This window comes from Pseudomonas sp. NPDC089743, from assembly GCF_044748785.1.
Taxonomy (GTDB): domain Bacteria; phylum Pseudomonadota; class Gammaproteobacteria; order Pseudomonadales; family Pseudomonadaceae; genus Aquipseudomonas; species Aquipseudomonas putida_X.
On the sequence record NZ_JBIVGS010000012.1, the window covers coordinates 44,611 to 66,211 of the forward strand.

Consider the following 21,601-nt stretch of genomic DNA (forward strand, 5'->3'; position numbering starts at 1 on the left):
TGCTCCCTTGTGGGCTGATACCGCCCACCCGCACTGGCTGCAGGTGGGCGTTGCCATCAGTTGGCGACGATGTTGACCAGCTTGCCTGGCACTACGATGACCTTGCGGATGGTCAGGCCATCGATGAAGCGCAGGACATTTTCGTTGTTGCGGGCGGCGGTTTCGATTTCTTCGCGGCTGGCGGCCGCAGGCATTTCTACCTGGCCACGCAGTTTGCCGTTGACCTGGACCACCAGGGTTACGGTGTCCTGTACCAGAGCGCTTTCATCGACAACCGGCCAGCCAGCATCGATCACGGCTTGCTCATGGCCCAGCGCGTTCCACAGCGCGTGGGAAATGTGCGGAGTGATCGGGGCCAGCAGCAAGGTGACGGCCTCCAGGCCTTCCTGCAGCAGCGCACGGTCTTGCTCGGTGCCCTGGGGGGCCTTCTCCAGAACGTTCATCACGGTCATCACCTGGGCGATGGCGGTGTTGAACTTGTGGTACTGGCCCACATCGGTGCTGGCCTGCTTGATCGCGGCGTGGATGGCACGGCGGATGACCTTCTGCTCGTCGTTCAGCGCGGCGAGGTCCAGTTTACCCGGCAGGCCCTGGTTGACGTGGCCCTGGGCCAGGCGCCAGACACGGCGCAGGAAGCGGCTTGCACCTTCGACGCCGGAGTCCGACCATTCCAGGCTCATGTCAGGCGGCGAGGCGAACATCATGAACAGGCGGCAGGTGTCGGCGCCGTAGGCGTCGATCATCGATTGCGGGTCGACGCCGTTGTTCTTCGACTTCGACATCTTCTCGGTGCCGCCGATTTCTACCGGCAGGCCGTCGGTCTTCAGGCGTGCGCCAATGATCTTGGCCTTGGCATCGCGCTCGATTTCGACGTCGGCCGGGTTGAACCAGTCTTTGCCACCGTTGCTGGCCACGCGGTAGTAGGTCTCGGCGACCACCATGCCCTGGGTCAGCAGGTTCTTGAACGGTTCATTGGAGGTGACCAGGCCTTCGTCACGCATCAGCTTGTGGAAGAAGCGCGCATAAAGCAGGTGCAGGATGGCGTGTTCGATACCACCAATGTACTGGTCGACCGGCAACCAGTGGTTGGCGGCTTTCGGATCGACCATGCCCTTGTCGTAGTTCGGCGAGGCGTAGCGGGCGAAGTACCAGGACGACTCGACGAAAGTGTCCATGGTGTCGGTTTCACGCTTTGCCGCGGTACCGCATTTCGGGCAGCTGCACTCGTAGAACTCAGGCATGCGCGCCAGCGGCGAGCCAGCGCCGTCCGGTACCACGTTCTCGGGCAGGGTGACCGGCAACTGGTCTTCCGGCACCGGCACATCGCCGCAGGACGGGCAGTGGATGATCGGGATCGGGCAGCCCCAGTAACGCTGGCGGCTGATGCCCCAGTCGCGCAGGCGGAACTGGGTGCGGGATTTGCCCAGTTCCTTGCGGATCAGGGCCGCCTCGATGGCGTCGAAGGCACCGGCGAAGTCCAGGCCGTCGAACTCGCCGGAGTTGATCAGTTGCCCGTGCTCGCCGTAGGCAGCCTGCCATTCGCTGCCGACTTCATCGCCGGCGCTGGTGCGCACCACCGCCTTGACCGGCAGGTTGTACTTGTGGGCGAACTCGAAGTCGCGCTCGTCGTGGGCCGGCACGGCCATCACGGCGCCGTCGCCGTAATGCATCAGTACGTAGTTGGCGACCCAAACCGGCAGTTTTTCACCGGTCAGGGGGTGCTCGACCAGCAGGGAAGTGGGCATGCCCTTCTTCTCCTGGGTGGCCATGTCGGCCTCGGCAACGCTGCCGCTCTTGCACTCGTCGATGAATGCCTGCAGCGCCGGGTTGCCTTGGGCGGCCTGGGTAGCCAGCGGGTGCTCGGCGGCAACGGCGACGTAAGTGGCGCCCATCAGGGTGTCCGGACGGGTGGTGAAGACCTTCAGCGCACCTTCGTGGCCGATGCTGGCCTGATCGTAGGGGAACTGTACCTCCATGCCGCGCGACTTGCCGATCCAGTTGCGCTGCATGGTCTTGACCTGTTCAGGCCAGCCCGGCAGTTCGTCGAGGCTTTCGAGCAACTCGTCGGCGTAGTCGGTGATGCGGAAGTAGTACATGGGGATTTCGCGCTTTTCGATCAGCGCGCCCGAACGCCAGCCGCGGCCGTCGATGACCTGCTCGTTAGCGAGCACGGTCTGGTCGGCCGGGTCCCAGTTCACGGTACCGTTCTTGCGGTAGATGATGCCTTTTTCGAACAGGCGGGTGAACAGCCACTGTTCCCAGCGGTAGTAGTCCGGCTTGCAGGTGGTGACTTCACGTGCCCAGTCGATGGCAAGGCCCAGGCTTTTGAGCTGGGTCTTCATGTAGTCGATGTTTTCGTATGTCCACTTGGCCGGGGCGACATTGTTTTTCATCGCCGCGTTTTCCGCGGGCATGCCGAAAGCGTCCCAGCCCATCGGCTGCAGGACGTTCTTGCCCAGCATGCGCTGGTAGCGGGCAATCACGTCGCCGATGGTGTAGTTGCGCACGTGGCCCATGTGTAGCTTGCCGCTCGGGTACGGGAACATCGATAGGCAATAGTAGGTGTCTTTGCCTGGCTGTTCGGTAACAGCGAACGACTGTTGCTCGTCCCAGAAATGCTGGGCGGCGGCTTCGATATCACGGGGCGTGTATTGTTCGTGCATGGCTACTTTTGGCTGAGAGAGAAGAGACCTTGTTCCAGGCAGCGGAACCTCGCTGCGTCCGGCACTCCGGTGTCGTGAGAGTGAACGCCGTAGCATACAGTAGCGCCGCGCATCGTGGGAAACCCTGATTGAGAATGGCCGCTGGTCGCTGCATCCGGCTGCTTTTGGAAGCAGCGCTAAGCTCAGGTGTGGGGGGAGATATTCTTACCTTCAATGAGGTGAACGGATGGGAGAAACGCAGCTACCCGCAACCAAACCGGAGCTTTACGAACGCCTGATCGACCGTCTTGGCCTGGCCCTGGAAGTGGCCAGAACATCGGTACGATTGCGCGACGAGATGCCAGCCGAACTGGAGTTGCGTGGCCTGAGCCATGCAGAGTTCGAAGTGATCAAGGCTTACCTGGACTCAGTCCCGGGACGCCGTAATGCCTGCGCCGGTAGTTACCCGCAGGCGGAGCCGACATCGGCGAAGATCATCTGGCTCAAGGACAAGAAACGCCCCGCCAAGACGGCGACACCCCGGACGCTGCCACATCGCTAGCCGTTCAGGACGCCCGGCGCAGGCCATCGCGCCCCGGTAATTCAATAAACACTTCACCTGATCGACGCCGGCAGCGCACTTGTTGACCGGCGCCGATCCTCATAGGCTGCACGCCTGCCAAGGAGGTGTAGCCAATGCCGATTCGATTTTTCATCAAACAATGGTTGATGCCGCCGGGCGTCCTGTTCCTGCTGTTGCTCGCCGCCTGGTGGCTGCGCGCCAGGCGCCCGCGGTTGGCCGCGCTGTGCTTCGTGCTGGGGCTGGGTGGGTTGTGGCTGATGAGCCTGCCACTGGTGGTGCAGCAGGGGGCGCGCCTGCTGGAAACCGAGCCTGCGCTGGCACCCGGCGATTGGGCCCGCCTGGCGCAGCGGGCCGATGCCATCGTCGTGCTGGGCGCGGGGCGTGAACGTGGCGATCCGGCGTGGGGCGGTGAGGACCAGCCCTCGGCAACGGCGCTCGAGCGCATGCGTTTTGCCGCGCGGCTGGCCAAGGTGTCGGGACTGCCGGTGCTGACCAGCGGCGGTTTGCACTACGGTACGCCGCCGAGTGAGGCGCGGTTGATGGCAGACCGGCTGCGTGAAGATTTTGCTGTCGAGGTCAAATGGAAGGAAGAGGCCAGCCGGACCACCTGGGAAAATGCCCAATTCAGCGCGCAATTACTCAAGCCTCTGGGTATTGAGCGTGTGGTGCTGGTGACCCAGGCGTGGCACATGCAGCGTTCGCGCTGGAGCTTCGAGCAGGCGGGGTTCGAGGTGGTGCCGGCACCGGTGGGGTTCCTGGGGCGGGACCATGCGCGGCCGTTCGCCGGGTTGCTGCCGGAAAGCCGGGCAATGTGGCAGAGCGGGCAGTTGCTCAATGAAGTGGCAGGCTTGGCGGGGTACCGGTTGTTCTATTGAATCAAGGCGCTCCCGGCCATTTCCGGGAGCGGCCTTGTATCAGCTGATCAGACGGTTTTGGCTATGCGCCCGGCCAGCAGTGCCCAACCCAGCAGCAAGGCGCAGACAATCGCCAGCGGCCACGAACGCCACTGCAGATACGGCGTCAGTTGCTGCATCGGCACCACTTCGCCATACAGCACAGCCCGTTGGAACTGCGGAACCTGGGCCGTGATTCTGCCAAACGGGTCGATCAGGGCGGTGACGCCGTTGTTGGTGGCGCGGATCATCCAGCGGCCTGCTTCCAGCGCGCGCATCTGCGCCATCTGCAGGTGCTGCAGCGGGCCGATCGAGGTGCCGAACCAGGTGTCGTTACTGATGGTCAGCAACAGGTCACTGCGCGCGGCCAAGCCCGCCGCGAATTCGGGGTAGACCACCTCGTAGCAGATGTACGGGGCAATCTGGTAACCCTTGGCCTGGAGCAGTGGCTGGTCTTCTGGGCCGCGGGCGAAGTCCGACATGGGCAGGTTGAAGAACTCGATCAGCCCGCGCAGCATGTCCTGCAGTGGCACGTACTCGCCGAAAGGCACCAGCTTCTGCTTGAGGTAGGTGCCGTCGCCTTCGCCCGTCACGGTCACGCCGTTGTAGTAGCGGCGCTGCTGATGCACCACCTCGCGCACAGGCACGCCGGTGATGAGCGCCGAATGCCGGTCGGCTGCAAAACGCCCCATCACGTCGATGTAGCCTTGGGCCTGGTCCTTGAGGATCGGCACCGCTGTCTCTGGCCAAACCAGCAGATCCACCGGCTTGGAACTGAAGCTCATGTCGCGGTACAGCGCCAGCTGGGCGTCGATGTGGGCCGGGTCCCATTTCAGCTCTTGTTCGACGTTGCCCTGCAAGGCCGCGACCTTGAGTGGCTCACCCGCAGGCTTGGTCCACGCGTGGCCTTTGAGGGCCATGCCGACGACCCAAGGCGCCAGTAGCAACACGACGCCGACAGCGAGGAACGAAGGGCGCGCCCGCAGACGTGGCAGGTTGCACAGCAGCGCCGCGCTCAGGGCCAGGGCGAACGAAATCAGCCACACGCCGCCCAGCGGCGCCAAGCCGGCCAACGGCCCGTCCAGTTGGCTGTAACCGGCATACAGCCAAGGGAAGCCGGTCAGGAACCAGCCACGGAAGGCCTCTTGCAGCAGCCATAGGGCGGCAAAGCACAGCGCATCGGCCAAGGGGGCTTCATTGCGGCGCAGCCAGCGGGCCCACAGCCAGGTGGGCAAGGCAAAGAACCAGGCGAGGGCGGCGAAGAACGCCAGCAGCAGCACGATCGCCAGCAGCGGCGAGGCGCCGCCGTAGGTGTTCATGCTGACGTAGATCCACCAGGTGCCGGCGCCGTACAGGCCGAAGCCGAACCACCAGCCGCGCCACATGGCCTGGCGCGGGGTCAGCTCGCGCAGGCCGAGGTAGAGCACCGCGATGGACAGCAGCGCCAGCGGCCAGATGTCGAATGGCGCCAGGGCCAGAAGGGTAGAGGCGCCGGCCGCCAAGGCCAGCAGGTTACCGGGCCAGCCGGGGCGGGTGATCCAACGCATGTTTGTCCTTAGCGGGTGATCGGGGTCAGGCGCAGCAAGTGTATCCGCCGGCTGTCGGCATTGAGAATACGGAACTTGTAGGTACCGATCTCGGTGGTCTCGTTGCGCTTGGGCAGGTGGCCGAAAGCGCTCATCACCAGGCCGCCAACCGTGTCGAACTCATCATCGGAGAACTCGCTGTCGAAGAACTCGTTGAAGTTCTCGATCGGGGTCAGCGCCTTGACCAGGAAGTCGCCGCTGGGCAGGGGCTTGATGTAGCTGTCTTCTTCGACGTCATGCTCGTCTTCGATGTCGCCGACGATCTGTTCGAGCACGTCCTCGATGGTGACCAGGCCCGCCACGCCGCCGTATTCGTCGATGACGACGGCCATGTGGTTATGGTTGGCGCGGAACTCGCGCAGCAGCACGTTCAGGCGCTTGGACTCGGGCACGAACGTGGCCGGGCGCAGCAGGTCCTTGATGTTGAAGCTGTCGCCGTTCTCCTTGAGGATCAGCGGCAGCAGGTCCTTGGCCAGCAGGATCCCGAGCACATCGTCATGGCTTTCGCCGATCACCGGGTAACGCGAGTGCGCGGCGTCGATGACGGCGGGCAGGAATTCGCGAGGCGACTGGGTAGCCTTGATGCTGATCATCTGCGAACGCGGCACCATGATGTCGCGTACCTGCAGGTCGGCGACCTGAATGGCGCCTTCGACGATGGTCAGCGCTTCGCTGTCGAGCAGCTTGTTCTGATGGGCTTCGCGCAGCAGCTCAAGGAGCTCCTGGCGGTTTTTCGGCTCATGGGCAAAAGCCTGGGTCAGTTTACCCAGCCAGGACTTCTGCCCGTTGCTCGATCGATCTTCGCTCATGGCGGTTCTCGTGATCCTTGCAGTATCAGTGTGTGATTGAATCGTTTTCATCGTCGGCATACGGGTCGGGGTGACCCAGTTCTGCCAGCAATTCCCGTTCCAGCGCTTCCATTTCCTCGGCTTCATCGTCTTCGATGTGGTCGTAGCCCAGCAGATGCAGGCAGCCGTGGATGACCAGGTGCGCCCAATGCGCTTGCAGCGACTTGCCCTGTTCGGCAGCCTCACGCTCGACCACTGGCACGCAGATCACCAGGTCGCCCAAAAGCGGGATATCGAGCAGTTCATCGGGCACATCGGCCGGGAACGACAGCACGTTGGTCGCGTAGTCTTTGTGCCGGTAGGTATGGTTGAGCTCGCGGCCTTCGGCTTCGTCGACCAGACGGATGGTCATTTCCGAGTCGGCGCTGCGCTGGCGCAAGGCCAGTTCGCACCAGGCGCGCAAAGCGGCATCGTCAGGCGTGGCGGCATCCGTGGCGCGTTGCAGGTCAAGTTCAAGCATCTTTGCCGGGCGCCTCGGGCTTGGCCTGGCGGGCATCGAAGCGGTCATAGGCCTCGACAATGCGCTGCACCAGTGGGTGACGAACCACATCTTTGGGTTGGAAGTGGGTAAAGCTGATACCCGGAACGTCCTTGAGCACCTCGATCACATGCGCCAGGCCAGACTTGGTGCCACGTGGCAGGTCGACCTGAGTGATGTCGCCGGTGATCACCGCAGTGGAGCCGAAGCCGATACGGGTCAGGAACATTTTCATCTGTTCGAGCGTGGTGTTCTGGCTCTCGTCGAGGATGATGAAACTGTTGTTCAGGGTACGGCCGCGCATGTAGGCCAGCGGGGCGATCTCGATCACCTGGCGCTCGATCAGCTTGGCCACGTGCTCGAAGCCGAGCATTTCGTACAGGGCGTCGTACAGCGGGCGCAGGTACGGGTCGATCTTCTGGGCCAGGTCGCCAGGCAGGAAGCCGAGCTTTTCGCCGGCCTCGACCGCCGGGCGCACCAGCAGGATGCGGCGCACCTGCTCGCGCTCCAGCGCATCGACGGCGCAGGCCACGGCCAGGTAGGTCTTGCCGGTACCGGCCGGGCCTACGCCGAAGTTGATGTCGTTGCCCAGGATTTCCTTGACGTAACGCTGCTGGTTGACGCCGCGCGGGCGAATGTTGCCTTTGCGCGTGCGCAGGGAAACGCTGACCTCGTTGACTGCCGGGTTTTCGATGTTCTCGACGGTCGATTCCTGCAGGTACAGGTGCACGGTTTCCGGCGACAGCTCGGTGGCCTTGGCCTCGCGATAGAGGCGGCGCAGCAGTTGCTCGGCAGCAGAGGTGGTCTTGGGTTCGCCGATCAGCTCGAATTGATTGCCGCGGTTACGGATCTCGATGGCCAGGCGTTGTTCGATCAGGCGCAAGTGCTCGTCGAACTGGCCGCACAGGTTGGCGAAACGGTGGGCCTCGAAGGGTTCGAGGATGAAGCGATGAGGTTGTATGGGTGCGTTCAAGGTCGTTTTTGGCCGCTCGACGGCAATGATGGTGAACCCAAGAATAACCCTTGAAGGGCAGGGGCGAAAGCACTGAAACGTTCAACGGTATCGGCAGCACAGATCAACGGGCCTGTCTGTTATGATGCGCGCCTTTTCTTACGCATGTGTTATCCCGGCAAACATGAGCAAACGCGAACCCGCCATCTATAAAGTGATCTTCCTCAATCAGGGGCAGGTCTTCGAGATGTATGCCAAACAGATCTATCAGAGCGACCTGTGGGGCTTCCTGGAAATCGAGGAATTCGTTTTTGGTGAGCGCACCCAGATCGTCGTCGACCCGAGTGAAGAAAAGCTCAAGAACCAGTTCGAAGGTGTGATCCGCAGCTTCGTGCCGATGCACACGATCGTGCGCATCGACGAGGTGGAGCGCCTGGGCACGGCCAAGATCAGCGAAGCCAAAGGAACCGGCAATGTGATGCCGTTCCCTGTGCCGATGCCAGAGAAGTAACGCGGATCAGGGGAGTGGCGAGAACGGCGTGCGCCCTTCGGCGCTTTGCAGTTCCAGCAGGTATTTGCGGAAGATCTGGCCGAGTACCTGGGTGGCATGCTCCAGTTCATCGCGGGGCATCTGCTCGGTGACTTCGTCGGCCATGTCCAGCGCATCCTCTGCACCGTTGACCGCCGCCATTTTCAGCAGGATGTAGGCCTGTACGTTGTTGGCCTCGACCCCTTCGCCATGAAAGAACATGCCGCCAAGGCGGTACTGGGCCTGTGCATGGCCTTGCAGCGAGGCTTTTTCGAACCAGTCCAGGGCCAGTTTCAGGTCTTTGGGGGTTTGCGTGTAGTAGTACTCACCCAGTTCGTACTGCGCCTGGGCGTCCCCGGTCGCCGCCATCTGCTCGCAAGCCTTGAGGGCGTTTTGCTGGTCCTCTGGCTGGACATTGAGCGTGCAGCGCCCCGTTGCAGGAATCAGCAACGAGTTACCGCCCTCCGCCAGTGCCAGCAGGGGCTGAAGAAGCAACAGGCAGCCCAGGGCAAGGGCGCGGCCGGTGCGGTTCATGGGGATCGACATACCTCTGCAAAGCTACGGCCAATGTCTCTGGTGGCACATTATGGGATAAGCAGCGCCAACCTTACAAAGTTTTACTCGAATTTATGTGCCGGTGGGGAAAGTTGCGGGTGTGGCCGGGCATTTATTGCCAGAGCGCTTCGCCCGATTGCCCGGCGAAGCGCTCTGGCCGCGCTTTACTTCAGTGCGGCAAATGCCCGCTCAGCCGCGTCCAGGGTGATCTGCAGCTCCTTGTCACCGTGTGCGATGGAGGTGAAGCCGGCCTCGAAGGCGCTAGGTGCCAGGTAGACGCCACCGTCGAGCATCAGGTGGAAGAAGCGCTTGAAGCGCTCGGCATCGCTGGCCATCACGTCATCGAAGGTGACGATATCGTCGGCGCCACTGAAGTACAGGCCGAACATGGCACCTGCCTGGGTCGTCACGAACGGCACGCCAGCGGCATCTGCACGCTGCTGCAGGCCGTCGAGCATGCGGCTGGTGAAGTCGCTCAGCTCGTCGTGGAAGCCTGGGCGGCTGATCAGTTTCAGCGTGGTCAGGCCTGCGGCCATGGCCAGCGGGTTACCCGACAGGGTACCGGCCTGATACACGGGGCCCAGCGGGGCGATGCAGCCCATGATCTCGCGCTTGCCGCCGAAGCAGCCGACCGGCATGCCACCGCCGACGATCTTGCCGAAGGTCGACAGGTCCGGGGTGATGCCGTAGTAGCCTTGGGCGCCGCCCAGCGAGACCCGGAAGCCGGTCATCACTTCGTCGAAGATCAACACCACGCCGTGCTTGTCGCACTGCTCGCGCAGGCCTTCGAGGAAGCCAGGCGCTGGCGGTACGCAATTCATGTTGCCGGCCACGGGCTCGACGATGATGCAGGCTACGGTCTGGCCGACCTCGGCCAGGGTCTTCTCGACAGCAGCGATGTCGTTGAACGGCAGGGTCAGGGTGTGCTTGGCGAAGTCCGCTGGCACGCCTGCCGAGCTTGGCACGCCCTGGGTCAGCAAGCCGGAGCCGGCCTTGACCAGCAAGCTGTCGGAGTGGCCGTGGTAGCAGCCTTCGAACTTGATGATGGCGTCGCGGCCGGTGTAACCACGGGCCAGGCGGATCGCGCTCATGGTGGCTTCGGTGCCGGAGCTGACCATGCGCACCATTTCCATGGAGGGCACCAGCGAGCAGACAAGGTCTGCCATCTCGGTTTCCATGGCGGTCGGCGCGCCGTAGGACAAGCCGTGCTGCAACTGGTTGCGCACCGCGTCGAGCACCTGTGGGTGGCCGTGGCCGAGGATCATCGGCCCCCACGAACCCACGTAGTCAACATAGCGCTTGTCGTCTTCGTCGACGACATAGGCGCCTTCGGCATGCTTGAAGAACAGCGGGGTGCCGCCGACGCTCTTGAAGGCGCGGACCGGCGAATTGACGCCACCTGGGATGTGCTTCTGGGCTTGGGCGAACAGGGATTCGGAACGGGACATGGGATCTTCTCTTGAAATCAGGAAGCGAACAGGGCGTTGAAGGCGCGGGCGCGGCGAGTGACTTCCTGCGCGCTGTCGGCACCGAACAGGCCATGGATCACCGCCAGCAGGTCGGCACCGTGGGCGACCAGAGGGGCGGCGTTGTCGAGGGTGATGCCGCCGATCACGGCGATCGGCAGTTTGACCTGGGCCCGGGCCTGCGCCAGCAGGCCAACATCGGCGGCGGGTGCACCGGGCTTGGTCACGGAATTGAAGAAACGGCCAAAGGCAACGTAACTGGCGCCTTCGCTGGCGGCCTGGGTGGCCAGGTCGAGGCTGGCGTGGCAGGTCGAGCCAATGATGGCCTGGCGGCCCAGCAGGGCACGGGCCGGGGTCAAGGGGCCGTCAGTCTGCCCCAGGTGCACACCGACGCCCAGGCGCGCCGCCAGTTCGGCATCGTCGTTGATGACCAGCTCGGTGCCGTAGCGTTCGCAGAGCTTGAGCAATGCTTGGGCTTCGCGCAGTCGGCGGCCGTCATCATCGCTTTTATCGCGGTACTGCAGCAGGCGCACGCCGCCTTCCAGTGCCGCCTCGACATGGGACAGGAAACGGCCGGCGAGCAGCTGGCTGTCGGTGATTGCATACAGACCGCGTAGCTTCATCAGAAAGCCTCGTATCAGGAGCAGAAATCCAGGGGCAGACGGCGCGGGACGAACTGGCCCTTGCCCAGCTGCTCGGCGTCACGCAGGGTGCGCCAGGTGTAGTCGAGGGCACTGCGCACTGCGCTTTGCAGGTGTTCGCCCAAGGCCAGGCGGCCGGCCAACGTGCTGGCCAGGGTACAGCCCGAGCCGTGGTAGCTGCCAGGCAGGCGCTGGCAGGTCCAGGTATGACGCTGGCCATCGCGGCTGTACAGGCGGTTGTGGATTTCTTCTTCGTCGCCGTGGCCACCGGTGATCAGCAGGTGTTTACAGAACGGCAGCAATTTTTCGGCGCACTCGTCTGCGCTACCGTCAGGCAGCTCGGCAAGGATGCGTGCCTCGGGCAGGTTCGGTGTGGCAATGGCGGCCAGCGGCAACAGGCGCTCGCGCACGGCATAGCCGACCTCGTCCTTGCCCAGCCGGCCACCGCCACCGGCGCGCAGCACCGGGTCGCAGACCACCGGCAGGTGTGGGTGGGCAATGAGCAGTTCGGCGACGGTATCGACCATTTCGATCGAGCCGAGCATGCCCAGCTTGACCGCGGCGACCGTGGAGTCGGCCAGTACGGCATTGGCCTGGGCCAGCACCCACTCACGGTCGAGCACGCGGAAGTCGGAAACGTTGACGGTATCCTGTACGGTCAGGGCGGTCACCGCGGGTGCGGCATGACAGCCTTGGGCGATCAGGGCTTCGATATCTGCCTGCAAGCCGGCACCGCCACTTGGGTCGTGGCCGGAGAGACAGAGGACAACGGGGCGGGAGCTGTAGGTATTCATGGTCGGCGAGCTTACCACCAAACCCATTTGTACGGATCGTCCTACAAACGGATTTTGTTGATCGATAGGTCAGCTTTCGGTTTCTTCATGGCCTGAAAGTATCGATCTAGAGCCTTTTTAGCCTAAATCAAGATGGCCCGTTGTTAGCCTTCAAAGCTATGCTAGAGTGCTCGGATAACTCGATAAACGGGCTTTGCCGGAATTCGTCGTCTCATAGGGATAGGGGGCCATTGCGACGTGTCCGGACACGCCATGCTGGGGCCGTATGCGCTATTTGCTGATTTTGCTTCTGGGCTGCTTGCCCGTGATGGCCACTGCGGTCGATTTCGACGACTCCACCCGGTACCTGCCGCTGGGCAGCACCATGCAGGTCTATGAAGACCGCAATGGCAGCGCCAGCATCGCTCAGGTTACCGCGCCCACCTTCGCCAACCGTTTTCGCCCACACCATGAACACGTGCTGAACGCCGGCTATTCGACTTCGGTGTTCTGGCTCAAGGTCGATTTGCGCTACCTGGCCTCGGCGAACGCCGCACCGCGCCAATGGTTGCTGGAGCTGGCGTACCCGCCGCTGGATCACCTCGAGCTCTATCTGCCGGGTGCCGATGGTACCTACCGCCTGGCACAGCGTACCGGCGATGCCTTGCCCTACGCCAGCCGTCAGATTCTCCAGAACAACTACCTGTTCGAACTGCCGCTGCAGCCCAACCAGGCGACCACCGTGTACCTGCGCCTGCACAGCCAAGGCTCGGTACAGGCGCCATTGGCGTTGTGGTCTGCCGAGGCCTACATGGAAGAGCAGCCCACTCGCCTGTATATGCTGGGGATGATCTACGGGGTCTTGCTGGTGATGCTGGTGTACAACCTGTTCATCTTCCTCAGCGTGCGGGACGTCAGCTACCTCTATTACATCCTCTATATTGCCTCGTTCGGCCTCTACCAGGTGTCGGTCAACGGCGCAGGGGTGGCGTACTTCTGGCCGGACAGCCCCTGGTGGGCGAATGCCGCCACGCCGCTGTTCATCGGTGCGGCCGGCTTGTTCGGTTGCCAGTTCGCCCGCCACTTCCTGCGCTTGGGCACGATCAGCCGAGGGTTCGACCGCCTGCTGCAGTTATTGATGCTTGGCGCAGTGCTGGTGATGCTGCTGGCGGTGAGCATGCCCTATGGCATCGCCTTGCGTATGGCCACGGTACTGGCCCTGCTGTTCACCGTCAGCATTTTCGCCGCGGGGCTTTATGCCTGGGTACGCGGCCTGCGGGTGGCGCGCTGGTTCATCATTGCCTGGACGGCGTTCCTGCTGGGCGGGCTGGTCAACACCCTGATGGTGCTGGGTTACCTGCCCAATGTGTTCCTGACCATGTATGCCAGCCAGCTCGGTGCGGCGCTGGAAGTGGCGTTGCTGTCCCTGGCGCTGGCCGATCGTATCAACAGCATGCGCGAGCAGCAGGCACAGACCCTGCGTGATACCGGGCGCACGCTGGAACAACTGAACCAGCAGTTGGCCAGGAGCAACCATCTGAAGGATGAGTTCCTCGCCACGATCACCCACGAACTGCGCACCCCGATGAACGGTGTGATCGGCTCGCTGGAGCTGATGCACACCTTGCCGCTGAGCGCCGAGATGGCCCAGTACCACCGCACGGCGGTGGGCTCCGCGCAGAACATGATGGACATGGTCGACGATATTCTCACCCTCACCGAGTTGCAGGCCGGCCGCCTGCGCCTGCAGGCGGCGCCGTTCAGCTTGCGGCGCATGCTCCAGGAGCTGCGGGCCGGCTATGCCGGAACGGCGCTGGGCAAGGGGCTGTACCTGAGCCTGGACATTCCCGCCGAGCTGCCGGACGAACTGCTGGGCGATGCGCACAAACTGGCGCGTTGCCTGGGGTGCCTGGTGGACAACGGCCTCAAGTTCACCCACCAGGGTGGGGTGATGATCCAGGTGCGTGGCCGTCGTCTTGGGCCAGGCAGCCTGGCGCTGACCTTCACCGTCAGTGACAGCGGCATCGGCTTCGATGACCTGGACCAGGCGATCCTGTATCAGCGCTTCTTCCAGGTCGATGGCTCGATGACCCGTCGATATGGCGGGTTGGGCATTGGCCTGTCGATCTGCCGGCAGATGGGCGAGGTGCTGGGCGGCCAGCTGGTGCATGAGTCTACGCGGGGGCTGGGTAGCCGGTTCGAGTTGAGCCTGGAAGTGGCGATAGCGCAGGTGCAGATCCCGGCGGGGAGGGCGGTGTCGGGCAGTTCACGGCTCTGATGGCACAACGGTGTAGCCCCTGCCAGGGGTTGCACTGCGCCCTCTGCTCGGCCCGCCCACAGTTGACCGGGTGACCCCTGCGGGCAATTCAAATCACACGTTTAGTCACTATTGTCACTTTGTCTGCCCAGCGGTGAGTGCTTCACTGGACTTCTCAGCCCTACACGGCCTCCAGGAGCTCCCCATGAACCTGCACCAGTACGCTGAAACCCACGAAGTCACCAACCAGCCGCCATCGCTCGACGGTGCCAACCTGTACCGCCTGGACCTGCCACTGCAGGAGTGGTCGCGGCGTTTCGGGGCCGGCTGGGCCGAATCGCGGATCGATGCCTATGGTGCCTTGGCCGGTGGGCCGCTGATGGCCGCGGGCTTTCTGGCCAACGCGAACAAACCCGTGTTCAGCAGCCATGACCGCTACGGTCACCGCATCGACCTGGTGGAGTTCCACCCCGCCTACCACGAGCTGATGCGCACGGCCGTCGAGCACGGCCTGCCCGCGTTACCCTGGGCCGAGCCGCGCCCCGGTGCCCATGTAGCCCGGGCATCGATGACTTACCTGCACAGCCAGGCAGAAGCCGGTACCGGTTGCCCGCTGACCATGACCTTTGCCGCTGTGCCGGCGCTCAGGCTGCAGCCTGAGCTGGCCGAGTACTGGTTGCCGAAGGTTCTCGCCCGCGAATACGACCCGCGCAACGTCGGCGATCGCCACAAGGCGGGCGTGACCATCGGCATGGCCATGACAGAAAAGCAGGGCGGTACCGATGTGCGCGCCAACACCACCCGCGCCTATCCTGTCGGCAGCCCGGGGCCGGGTCAGGCCTACGAGCTGGTTGGGCATAAATGGTTCTGCTCGGCGCCAATGTGCGACGCCTTCCTGACACTGGCGCAGACCGACAAAGGCTTGAGCTGTTTCCTGTTGCCACGCCATCGCCCGGATGACAGCCGCAACCAGTTCTACATCCAGCGCCTGAAGAACAAGCTTGGCAACAGCTCCAATGCTTCCAGCGAAGTGGAGTTCCGTGGCGCGCTGGCCTGGATGGTCGGTGAGGAGGGGCGGGGCGTGCCGACCATCATCGAGATGGTGGCCATGACCCGCTTCGACTGCATGGTCGGCTCAAGCGCCCTGATGCGCCAGGCCTTGACCCAGGCCACCCACCACTGCGCACACCGCAAGGTCGGCGGCCGGGTGCTGAGCGAGCAGCCGCTGATGCAGAACGTGCTGGCCGACCTGGCGCTGGAAAGCGAAGCGGCCCTGGCCCTGAGCCTGCGCATGGGGCAAGCGCTGGAGCAACTCGATGACCCGCAGCAGGCGCACTTCGCCCGGTTGGTCACGGCGGTGGGCAAGTACTGGATCTGCAAGCGCGCGCCGGCGATGATCAACGAAGCTGCCGAGTGCCTGGGCGGTGCCGGTTATGTCGAGGACAGCATCCTGCCGCGCCTGTACCGCGAAGCACCGGTCAATTCCACCTGGGAGGGCTCAGGCAACGTCCAGTGCCTGGATGTGCTGCGGGCACTGTCCAAGGAGCCGGGTGTGCTCGATGCGCTGTTCGCTGAACTGGGCGATGGCCATGGCGATCCACGGCTGGCCGCGCACATCGGCAACCTCAAGGGTGCGTTCACCGATACGAGTGACATCCAGTATCGTGCCCGGCAGCTGACCGAGGACATTGCCCTGGCGCTGCAGGCCAAGCTGTTGCTGGAGGCGGGTAACAGCTCTGTCAGCGATGCCTTCATCGGCAGCCGGCTGGCCGGCGGCGGCCGCGTTTACGGGGCGTTGCCGCGGGGCGCCGATGTTCAGGCACTGGTTGCACGGGCCACGCCTGGCTGGCCCGGCTGACAGGGGATGTTTTTACTGGCGAAGGCAGGCAAGATGGCTGACATGCATGTCCAGACAGGAAGCACAGTGTGAGCCAAGCCTTTGTAGTCGTTGATACCCCCGAACAGGCCGTCGACCGTCTGGCGGCCTTGCATGAACAGGCCACCGGGGCCCTCAGCCAGGCCCTCAAGCGTTACCTGAAAGACCGCACCGAGCCGGACGCCGACGAGCGCGCCGTCTACCGCTACCCGGCGTTGCGCCTGACCTACTACAGCCACGGCGAAGTCGCCGCCACCACCCGTGCCTATGCCAAGGTGCAAGTGGCGGGCACCTACAGCGTCACGGTCACCCAGCCTGCGGCATTTCGGGGTTATCTGCTCGAGCAGTTGCGCCCTTTGATGCAGGACTACACCGTGACCGTCGAGGTCGGTGTCAGCGAACAGAACATCCCGTACCCCTACGTGGTCGACCAGGGCGATGAGCTGGCGGGCAGCGGCATCACTGCCGCCGAGCTGGCGCGGGTATTCCCCAGCACCGACCTGTCTGCCGCCACTGACGACATCGCCGACGGCCTGTGCGACTGGGGCAGTGCCGAAACCCTGCCGCTGGCGCTGTTCGACGCTGCCCGCGTGGACTTCTCACTGCGCCGCCTGGTGCACTACACCGGCAGCGACTGGCGCCATGTGCAGCCTTGGATCCTGCTGACCAACTACCACCGTTATGTCGACCAGTTCATCAGCCACGGCCTTGAACAGCTGCGTGACGACCCGCGCTTCGTGCGCATGGTGCTGCCGGGCAACGTGTCGATCGAAAAAGGCATGGACCACGGTGAGGCGCAGGCCCTGGTGGCCAGCGTGGTCTGGCACCGCTATCAGATGCCGGCGTATCACCTGATCGCCGCTGACGGTGACGGCGTCACCCTGGTCAACATCGGTGTCGGCCCGTCCAACGCCAAGAACATCACCGACCACCTGGCCGTGCTGCGTCCGCACTGCTGGCTGATGATCGGCCACTGCGGGGGCCTGCGCCAGTCGCAGACCATCGGTGACTATGTGCTGGCGCACGCTTACATGCGCCGCGACGGTATTCTTGACCGGGTGGTGCCGCCGAACATCCCCATCCCGGCCCTGGCCGAGGTGCAGCTGGCGCTGCAGGAGGCGGCAGCCCAGGTGACCGGCGAGCGTGGCGAGGAGTTGAAGAAGCGCCTGCGCACCGGCACCGTACTGACCTACGACGATCGTAACTGGGAGCTGCGCTGGGCCCAGGAACGGCCACTGATCAACCTGTCGCGAGCGGTGGCGGTAGACATGGAGAGCGGTACCATCGCCGCCCAGGGGTATCGCCTGCGGGTGCCATACGGCACCTTGCTGTGCGTGTCCGACAAACCGCTGCACAGCGAAATCAAGCTGCCCGGTTCGGCCAATGCCTTCTATAACCGCGCGGTCAGCCAGCACTTGAAGATCGGCATTGCCGCCCTCGACCTGCTGCGCACCGAGCTCAACTCGCTGCACTCGCGTAAACTGCGCAGCTTCGATGAGCCGCCGTTCCGCTGAGGATCCATGCCACTGCCACCCCGTTCCAAGCCGCGCCACCCCAAGGCGCGGCCCGCCGGCCCAAGGCGCCAGCCCAAGGCACCGCCGGCTGAGCCGCGCCTGGTGCTGTTCAACAAGCCGTTCGATGTGCTGACCCAGTTCAGCGACGGCGATGGCCGTGCCACGCTCAAGGATTACATCGATATCCCTGGTATTTACCCGGCCGGTCGGCTGGACCGTGACAGTGAAGGTTTGCTGCTGCTGACCAATGACGGCGGTTTGCAGGCCCGCATCGCCGACCCCAAGCACAAGCTGGCCAAGACGTACTGGGTGCAGGTGGAAGGCGAGCCCAGCGATGAGCAGCTAAAGCGGTTGCGCGAGGGTGTAGAGCTCAATGACGGGCCGACCTTGCCGGCCGAAGCTCGGCGCCTGGAGGAACCCGAACTGTGGCCGCGCAACCCGCCGGTCCGCTTTCGCAAGAGCGTGCCCACAAGTTGGCTGGAGCTGGTGATTCGCGAGGGGCGTAACCGCCAGGTGCGGCGCATGACCGCGGCGGTCGGCTTGCCGACTTTGCGCCTGGTGCGTGTGCGGATCGGTGACTGGGCGCTGGATGGGCTGGAGCAGGGGTGTTGGCGCGAGGTGCCGGCCAAGCTTTAATGCTCGCTGGCATCATCGCCGGCAAGAGGGCCCTGCAGAACATGCGCAGGCCTTGGCATCCATGGGCGCCAGCTTGCCGGTGATCAGGCTTGGGAGGGCGCTACACCCCTTCCAGAATCCCCACGACCACGGTCTTGATGATAAAGGCCAGCACCCCCAGCCCCAGCACGAAGAACAGGATCATCGTGCCAAACCGCCCGGCCTTGGATTTTTTTGCCAGGTCCCAAACGATGAAACCCATGAAACCGATCAACACGGTGACCAGGGTGATCATCATCCACTCTTCGAATACAGCCGGATCCATCAGTGTTCTCCAGGCAGGCTCAGCAGCCAATCAACGAAGGTGGGTCAGGGGCAGTTCGGTGCTCGCCAGCACCTGATTGAGCACGAAGCTCGAGCGCACGCTGGTGACGCCTTCGATGCGGGTCAGGCTACCCAGGAGCAGCTTCTGGTAGTGATCCATGTCCGGTACCACCACCTTTAGCTGATAGTCGGCATCCATGCCGGTGACAAGGCTGCATTCGAGCACCTGTGGCAAGTTGCGGATGGCCGCCTCGAAGGTCTCGAAACGCTCCGGGGTGTGCCGGTCCATGCCGATCAGCACGTAAGCCGTCAGGCTCAGGCCGAGCTTTTTGCGGTCTAGCAGGGCGACTTGCCGCGAGATATAGCCGTCGTCTTCCAGTTGCTTGACCCGACGCGAGCAGGGGGAGGGCGACAGGCCAATACGTTCGGCCAGCTCCTGGTTGGAAATGCGCGCATCGCGCTGCAATTCGGCGAGGATGCTCAGGTCGTAGCGGTCAAGCTTGCTCATGGAAAAGGCCTTTTCTGATCGGATTGCGGTGAATTATCGATCCAGGGTTAAAAATTGCGCAAGTGCTATTTATCTGAGCAATCTTCGCAATCCGCTGCCGCCCCCTGTCACGTATCTTTATCAACAGAATCACTGCCCGGACATCAGTCCACGGCGACGCGCCCTAGGCGGGCGGTCGCGGCCAGCCATCCAACAGGATCCGCCAGGCCCCCGGGCTACGTACCTCCACAAGAGCGTATGAGGTGAGCCGGCGCCACAAGTGCCGAGCACGGACGACAATTCTCAAAGGGAGGCCACAAGGCCTCCCTTTTTTCATGGCCGCGATTTCATCTGTTTGTCCGTTACAGGCGCGGTAGACTGGCAGCGTGCCGTTATCTTTACCGTGAGGAACAACATGAAGTCGCGCATCTGGCAGTTGGCAGGTGTTGGTTTGCTTGGCGTGAGCATCTGTCTGGGGGCGCAGGCCCAAGGCCCTGACGATGGGCATGGTGGCAATGGCCGGCAGGATCCCAACGGCAGTTACGAAGGCCGTTCGCCGCTCAACTCGCGCGATGAAGTGCATCAGACCCAGCCCGCCCGCCAGGGCTACTATCAGGATATTCCCCGGCGCAATGCCGATTACCGGCACTGGGAGGCCGGCGGCCCTGGGCAACGGCCGGGTGGCGACTGGCAGGGGCGGCCGGATGGCCATGGCAATGGATGGGGGCCGGGGCCGCAGTATCGCCCTGGGCACAGAGTCGAGCGTTTCCCGGACCGCTACTGGAAAGTGCCGTACCGTGGGCAGGACTATTTCTACTCAGGCGGTTACTGGTACCGACCGCAGGGCGGCAGCTACATCGTGGTCGCCCCGCCTTACGGGGTGCGGGTCGGCTACCTGCCCTCCTATGCACGTGAAGTGTGGGTCGGGGGTGCCCTGCTTTTCCTGGTTGCCGATACGTATTACCAGTACCTGGCAGACAGCCGCGAGTACGTGGTGGTCAGCCCCCCTGCCGTCGCGCCGGCCCCGGTGGCGCAAGCCCCTTCAGGCACTGCATACGATGTGGTGGCCTACCCAATGCACGGGCAAGGCCAGGAGCAACAGGACCAGGACCGCTACCAGTGCCATCGGTGGGCGGTGAGCGAGTCCAACTTCGACCCCGCCACCGCACCCAGCGCACCCCCGGCCAACGTTGCAGACCACTATCGGCGGGCGCTGGGGGCCTGTTTCAGTGGCCGGGGCTACAGCATCAATTGACCTTCAGACGGGGTCGGCATGCACCATCACATCCGCCTGTGGATAACGCTGGCGGATGACCTCTGAAGCCTGTACGCACAGGGCATGTGCCTCGTGCAACGGCAACTGCCCTGGTAGTTCCAGATGCAGTTGCACGAACCACTGATTGCCCGACACCCTGGTGCGCAGGTCATGTACACCTTTGACCCCGGCAATGCCCAGCACCAGTTCGACCATGCCCTCGCCGATGTCGCCGGGCAGCTCCTTGTCCATCAGGATTGCCGTGCTTTCCCGGGCGATCTGCAGTGCACTCCACAGGATGTACAGCGCGATACCCAGGCCAAACAGCGCGTCCAGTTGCGGCCAGCCGTAACGCGCCAGCAGCAAGGCCAGCAGGATGCTGCCATTGAGCAGCAGGTCAGAGCGATAATGCAGCGAGTCAGCACGCACCGCCGTTGAGCCTGTCACGCGAATGACCTTGCGTTGCAGCGCCAGCAAAGCGAGCGTCAGTACCAACGACAGCAGCATCACGCCGATGCCGATGGCGGTATCACCCAAGGGTTGTGGCGATTGCAGACGCTCGGCGGCCTGAACCCCGATCAGTACCGCACTCACACCGATGAACACGGCCTGGGCCATGCCTGCCAAGGCCTCTGCCTTGCCGTGGCCGAAGCGATGGTCATCGTCAGCCGGGCGCAGCGCATAGTGCACCGCGAGCAGGTTGAGGAACGAGGCGACCGCGTCCAGCGCCGAATCGGTCAGCCCGGCCAGCAGGCTGACCGAGCCACTCAACCACCAGGCCACGGCCTTGCTCAGCACCAGGATGCTGGCCACCGCGAGCGACGCGCGGGTGGCCAGGCGTAGCAGGCGCTCGTTTTCCGCCGAGGTGATCATGCCGTGGGGGGCTTCCTTGCAGGTATCAGGCTGCCGGCACCAGGCCGAACGCTGCCAGTTGCTCGACGCTGCCGCGATGCTGGATCAACCGTGGGTCGTCCAGCGGCAGGCGCTGGCCCAGCTCGCTTTCGAGAATGGCTTGCAGCTTGAGGTTGTCGACCTTGCCATCAGGCTTGATGGCCTCGCGCAGTTTCTCTGGCGCTACCTGTGCCGTGGTGCCCCCGGGGTAGTAGATGGCGCCGGTGGCGAAGTCGACACCGAAGGCAATCAGGCCTGGGATCACGTAGAACAGAATACCGATGGCATCGAGGGCGACGATTACCGGGTCGACCTTGCCTTCGATCTGCCCGCGGCGATCAGGGTAGAACAGCGTGCCACAGGCCGTCAGCTGGGTCAGCAAGGTGGCGATGAGGGCGCCACCGATGACGCGGGATGGGATGCGCATTTGAATCTC

At 63.6% G+C, this 21,601-nt stretch carries 21 protein-coding genes; 8 read left to right on the forward strand and 13 right to left on the reverse strand.

Translation table 11 applies throughout. The annotated features are described in order from the left end of the window. Window positions 1-56 precede the first annotated feature (56 nt). A complete protein-coding gene (gene leuS / locus ACIPZC_RS19400) occupies window positions 57-2,663 on the reverse strand; it encodes a leucine--tRNA ligase (RefSeq protein ID WP_400628861.1) in 2,607 nt (868 codons plus the stop codon). Window positions 2,664-2,889: 226 nt separating this feature from the next. Between leuS and ACIPZC_RS19405 the strand changes: the two genes are divergently transcribed. Together ACIPZC_RS19405 and ACIPZC_RS19410 are read left to right on the forward strand one after the other, a co-directional pair. Next, on the forward strand, window positions 2,890-3,204 hold the full coding sequence (locus ACIPZC_RS19405; RefSeq protein WP_241803937.1) for a hypothetical protein: 315 nt from the start codon (window positions 2,890-2,892) through the stop codon (window positions 3,202-3,204). A 134-nt stretch (window positions 3,205-3,338) separates the two neighbouring features. Then, window positions 3,339-4,100, forward strand: a complete 762-nt coding sequence (locus tag ACIPZC_RS19410; RefSeq protein ID WP_400628863.1) for a YdcF family protein — start codon at window positions 3,339-3,341, stop codon at window positions 4,098-4,100. A gap of 47 nt (window positions 4,101-4,147) precedes the next feature. Here ACIPZC_RS19410 and lnt read toward each other — a convergent pair whose 3' ends face one another. The 4 genes from lnt to ACIPZC_RS19430 are packed head-to-tail and all read right to left on the reverse strand — an operon-like array spanning window position 4,148 to window position 8,003. Continuing rightward, window positions 4,148-5,665, reverse strand: coding sequence for an apolipoprotein N-acyltransferase (lnt, locus tag ACIPZC_RS19415; RefSeq protein WP_400628865.1), 1,518 nt, complete (start codon window positions 5,663-5,665; stop codon window positions 4,148-4,150). 8 nt (window positions 5,666-5,673) lie between these two features. After that, the gene (locus ACIPZC_RS19420) at window positions 5,674-6,513 is read right to left on the reverse strand and encodes an HlyC/CorC family transporter (RefSeq protein ID WP_241803934.1); all 840 of its coding nucleotides are present in this window, start codon (window positions 6,511-6,513) and stop codon (window positions 5,674-5,676) included. Window positions 6,514-6,538: 25 nt separating this feature from the next. Further along, a complete protein-coding gene (gene ybeY / locus ACIPZC_RS19425) occupies window positions 6,539-7,012 on the reverse strand; it encodes an rRNA maturation RNase YbeY (protein ID WP_012312569.1) in 474 nt (157 codons plus the stop codon). Continuing rightward, window positions 7,005-8,003 (reverse strand): PhoH family protein, encoded by a 999-nt coding sequence (locus ACIPZC_RS19430; RefSeq protein WP_241803932.1) that lies wholly within the window; start codon window positions 8,001-8,003, stop codon window positions 7,005-7,007. Before ACIPZC_RS19430 ends, ybeY begins: the two co-directional genes overlap by 8 nt. A gap of 163 nt (window positions 8,004-8,166) precedes the next feature. Here ACIPZC_RS19430 and ACIPZC_RS19435 point away from each other — a divergent pair, with 163 nt between their 5' ends. Further along, entirely contained in the window at window positions 8,167-8,493 is a 327-nt protein-coding gene (locus tag ACIPZC_RS19435) for a DUF1820 family protein (protein ID WP_400628868.1), read from the forward strand. Window positions 8,494-8,499: 6 nt separating this feature from the next. Here ACIPZC_RS19435 and ACIPZC_RS19440 read toward each other — a convergent pair whose 3' ends face one another. From ACIPZC_RS19440 to ACIPZC_RS19455, 4 genes are all read right to left on the reverse strand, one after another. Next, window positions 8,500-9,045: a tetratricopeptide repeat protein gene (locus ACIPZC_RS19440; RefSeq protein WP_241803930.1), complete on the reverse strand. Its 546-nt coding sequence runs from the start codon at window positions 9,043-9,045 to the stop codon at window positions 8,500-8,502. Between the two features lie 185 nt (window positions 9,046-9,230). Beyond that, a complete protein-coding gene (gene hemL / locus ACIPZC_RS19445) occupies window positions 9,231-10,514 on the reverse strand; it encodes a glutamate-1-semialdehyde 2,1-aminomutase (protein WP_012312573.1) in 1,284 nt (427 codons plus the stop codon). A 17-nt stretch (window positions 10,515-10,531) separates the two neighbouring features. Next, a complete protein-coding gene (gene thiE, locus ACIPZC_RS19450) occupies window positions 10,532-11,155 on the reverse strand; it encodes a thiamine phosphate synthase (RefSeq protein WP_267820739.1) in 624 nt (207 codons plus the stop codon). Window positions 11,156-11,169: 14 nt separating this feature from the next. Beyond that, window positions 11,170-11,967 (reverse strand): hydroxymethylpyrimidine/phosphomethylpyrimidine kinase, encoded by a 798-nt coding sequence (locus tag ACIPZC_RS19455; protein ID WP_241804121.1) that lies wholly within the window; start codon window positions 11,965-11,967, stop codon window positions 11,170-11,172. A gap of 265 nt (window positions 11,968-12,232) precedes the next feature. On the opposite strand from ACIPZC_RS19455, the gene ACIPZC_RS19460 reads away from it, so the two are divergent. The 4 genes from ACIPZC_RS19460 (at window position 12,233) to ACIPZC_RS19475 (ending at window position 18,229) form a co-directional block, all read left to right on the forward strand. Beyond that, a complete protein-coding gene (locus tag ACIPZC_RS19460) occupies window positions 12,233-14,224 on the forward strand; it encodes a 7TM diverse intracellular signaling domain-containing protein (protein ID WP_400628871.1) in 1,992 nt (663 codons plus the stop codon). Window positions 14,225-14,408: 184 nt separating this feature from the next. Then, on the forward strand, window positions 14,409-16,061 hold the full coding sequence (locus tag ACIPZC_RS19465) for an acyl-CoA dehydrogenase family protein (RefSeq protein WP_400628873.1): 1,653 nt from the start codon (window positions 14,409-14,411) through the stop codon (window positions 16,059-16,061). Window positions 16,062-16,129: 68 nt separating this feature from the next. Next, complete coding sequence (amn, locus tag ACIPZC_RS19470; RefSeq protein ID WP_267820745.1) at window positions 16,130-17,593, forward strand: AMP nucleosidase; 1,464 nt, start codon at window positions 16,130-16,132, stop codon at window positions 17,591-17,593. 6 nt (window positions 17,594-17,599) lie between these two features. Further along, complete coding sequence (locus ACIPZC_RS19475; RefSeq protein WP_400628876.1) at window positions 17,600-18,229, forward strand: pseudouridine synthase; 630 nt, start codon at window positions 17,600-17,602, stop codon at window positions 18,227-18,229. A 100-nt stretch (window positions 18,230-18,329) separates the two neighbouring features. On the opposite strand, the gene ACIPZC_RS19480 is transcribed toward ACIPZC_RS19475, so the two are convergent. Then, the gene (locus tag ACIPZC_RS19480; RefSeq protein WP_241803924.1) at window positions 18,330-18,533 is read right to left on the reverse strand and encodes a DUF2788 domain-containing protein; all 204 of its coding nucleotides are present in this window, start codon (window positions 18,531-18,533) and stop codon (window positions 18,330-18,332) included. A gap of 30 nt (window positions 18,534-18,563) precedes the next feature. Beyond that, window positions 18,564-19,040 carry an Lrp/AsnC family transcriptional regulator gene (locus ACIPZC_RS19485; protein ID WP_003249795.1) on the reverse strand — a complete coding sequence of 159 codons (477 nt, stop codon included), beginning with the start codon at window positions 19,038-19,040 and terminating at the stop codon, window positions 18,564-18,566. A gap of 394 nt (window positions 19,041-19,434) precedes the next feature. Between ACIPZC_RS19485 and ACIPZC_RS19490 the strand changes: the two genes are divergently transcribed. Continuing rightward, on the forward strand, window positions 19,435-20,274 hold the full coding sequence (locus ACIPZC_RS19490; protein ID WP_400628879.1) for a DUF6515 family protein: 840 nt from the start codon (window positions 19,435-19,437) through the stop codon (window positions 20,272-20,274). A 3-nt stretch (window positions 20,275-20,277) separates the two neighbouring features. On the opposite strand, the gene ACIPZC_RS19495 is transcribed toward ACIPZC_RS19490, so the two are convergent. Beyond that, a complete protein-coding gene (locus ACIPZC_RS19495) occupies window positions 20,278-21,147 on the reverse strand; it encodes a cation diffusion facilitator family transporter (RefSeq protein WP_400628881.1) in 870 nt (289 codons plus the stop codon). A 25-nt stretch (window positions 21,148-21,172) separates the two neighbouring features. Beyond that, on the reverse strand, window positions 21,173-21,592 hold the full coding sequence (locus tag ACIPZC_RS19500; protein WP_241803920.1) for a polyribonucleotide nucleotidyltransferase: 420 nt from the start codon (window positions 21,590-21,592) through the stop codon (window positions 21,173-21,175). Window positions 21,593-21,601: the final 9 nt, after the last annotated feature.

Coding starts and splice junctions, on each gene's coding strand:
- hemL (WP_012312573.1), bottom strand. CDS start 10,514: ATGTCCCGTTCCGAATCCCTGTTCGCCCAAGCCCAGAAGCACATCCCA.
- thiE (WP_267820739.1), bottom strand. CDS start 11,155: ATGAAGCTACGCGGTCTGTATGCAATCACCGACAGCCAGCTGCTCGCC.
- ACIPZC_RS19465 (WP_400628873.1), top strand. CDS start 14,409: ATGAACCTGCACCAGTACGCTGAAACCCACGAAGTCACCAACCAGCCG.
- ACIPZC_RS19455 (WP_241804121.1), bottom strand. CDS start 11,967: ATGAATACCTACAGCTCCCGCCCCGTTGTCCTCTGTCTCTCCGGCCAC.
- ACIPZC_RS19420 (WP_241803934.1), bottom strand. CDS start 6,513: ATGAGCGAAGATCGATCGAGCAACGGGCAGAAGTCCTGGCTGGGTAAA.
- lnt (WP_400628865.1), bottom strand. CDS start 5,665: ATGCGTTGGATCACCCGCCCCGGCTGGCCCGGTAACCTGCTGGCCTTG.
- ACIPZC_RS19410 (WP_400628863.1), top strand. CDS start 3,339: ATGCCGATTCGATTTTTCATCAAACAATGGTTGATGCCGCCGGGCGTC.
- ACIPZC_RS19500 (WP_241803920.1), bottom strand. CDS start 21,592: ATGCGCATCCCATCCCGCGTCATCGGTGGCGCCCTCATCGCCACCTTG.
- ACIPZC_RS19460 (WP_400628871.1), top strand. CDS start 12,233: ATGCGCTATTTGCTGATTTTGCTTCTGGGCTGCTTGCCCGTGATGGCC.
- ACIPZC_RS19485 (WP_003249795.1), bottom strand. CDS start 19,040: ATGAGCAAGCTTGACCGCTACGACCTGAGCATCCTCGCCGAATTGCAG.
- ACIPZC_RS19480 (WP_241803924.1), bottom strand. CDS start 18,533: ATGGATCCGGCTGTATTCGAAGAGTGGATGATGATCACCCTGGTCACC.
- ACIPZC_RS19475 (WP_400628876.1), top strand. CDS start 17,600: ATGCCACTGCCACCCCGTTCCAAGCCGCGCCACCCCAAGGCGCGGCCC.
- ACIPZC_RS19435 (WP_400628868.1), top strand. CDS start 8,167: ATGAGCAAACGCGAACCCGCCATCTATAAAGTGATCTTCCTCAATCAG.
- ybeY (WP_012312569.1), bottom strand. CDS start 7,012: ATGCTTGAACTTGACCTGCAACGCGCCACGGATGCCGCCACGCCTGAC.
- ACIPZC_RS19440 (WP_241803930.1), bottom strand. CDS start 9,045: ATGAACCGCACCGGCCGCGCCCTTGCCCTGGGCTGCCTGTTGCTTCTT.
- ACIPZC_RS19405 (WP_241803937.1), top strand. CDS start 2,890: ATGGGAGAAACGCAGCTACCCGCAACCAAACCGGAGCTTTACGAACGC.
- ACIPZC_RS19495 (WP_400628881.1), bottom strand. CDS start 21,147: ATGATCACCTCGGCGGAAAACGAGCGCCTGCTACGCCTGGCCACCCGC.
- leuS (WP_400628861.1), bottom strand. CDS start 2,663: ATGCACGAACAATACACGCCCCGTGATATCGAAGCCGCCGCCCAGCAT.
- ACIPZC_RS19490 (WP_400628879.1), top strand. CDS start 19,435: ATGAAGTCGCGCATCTGGCAGTTGGCAGGTGTTGGTTTGCTTGGCGTG.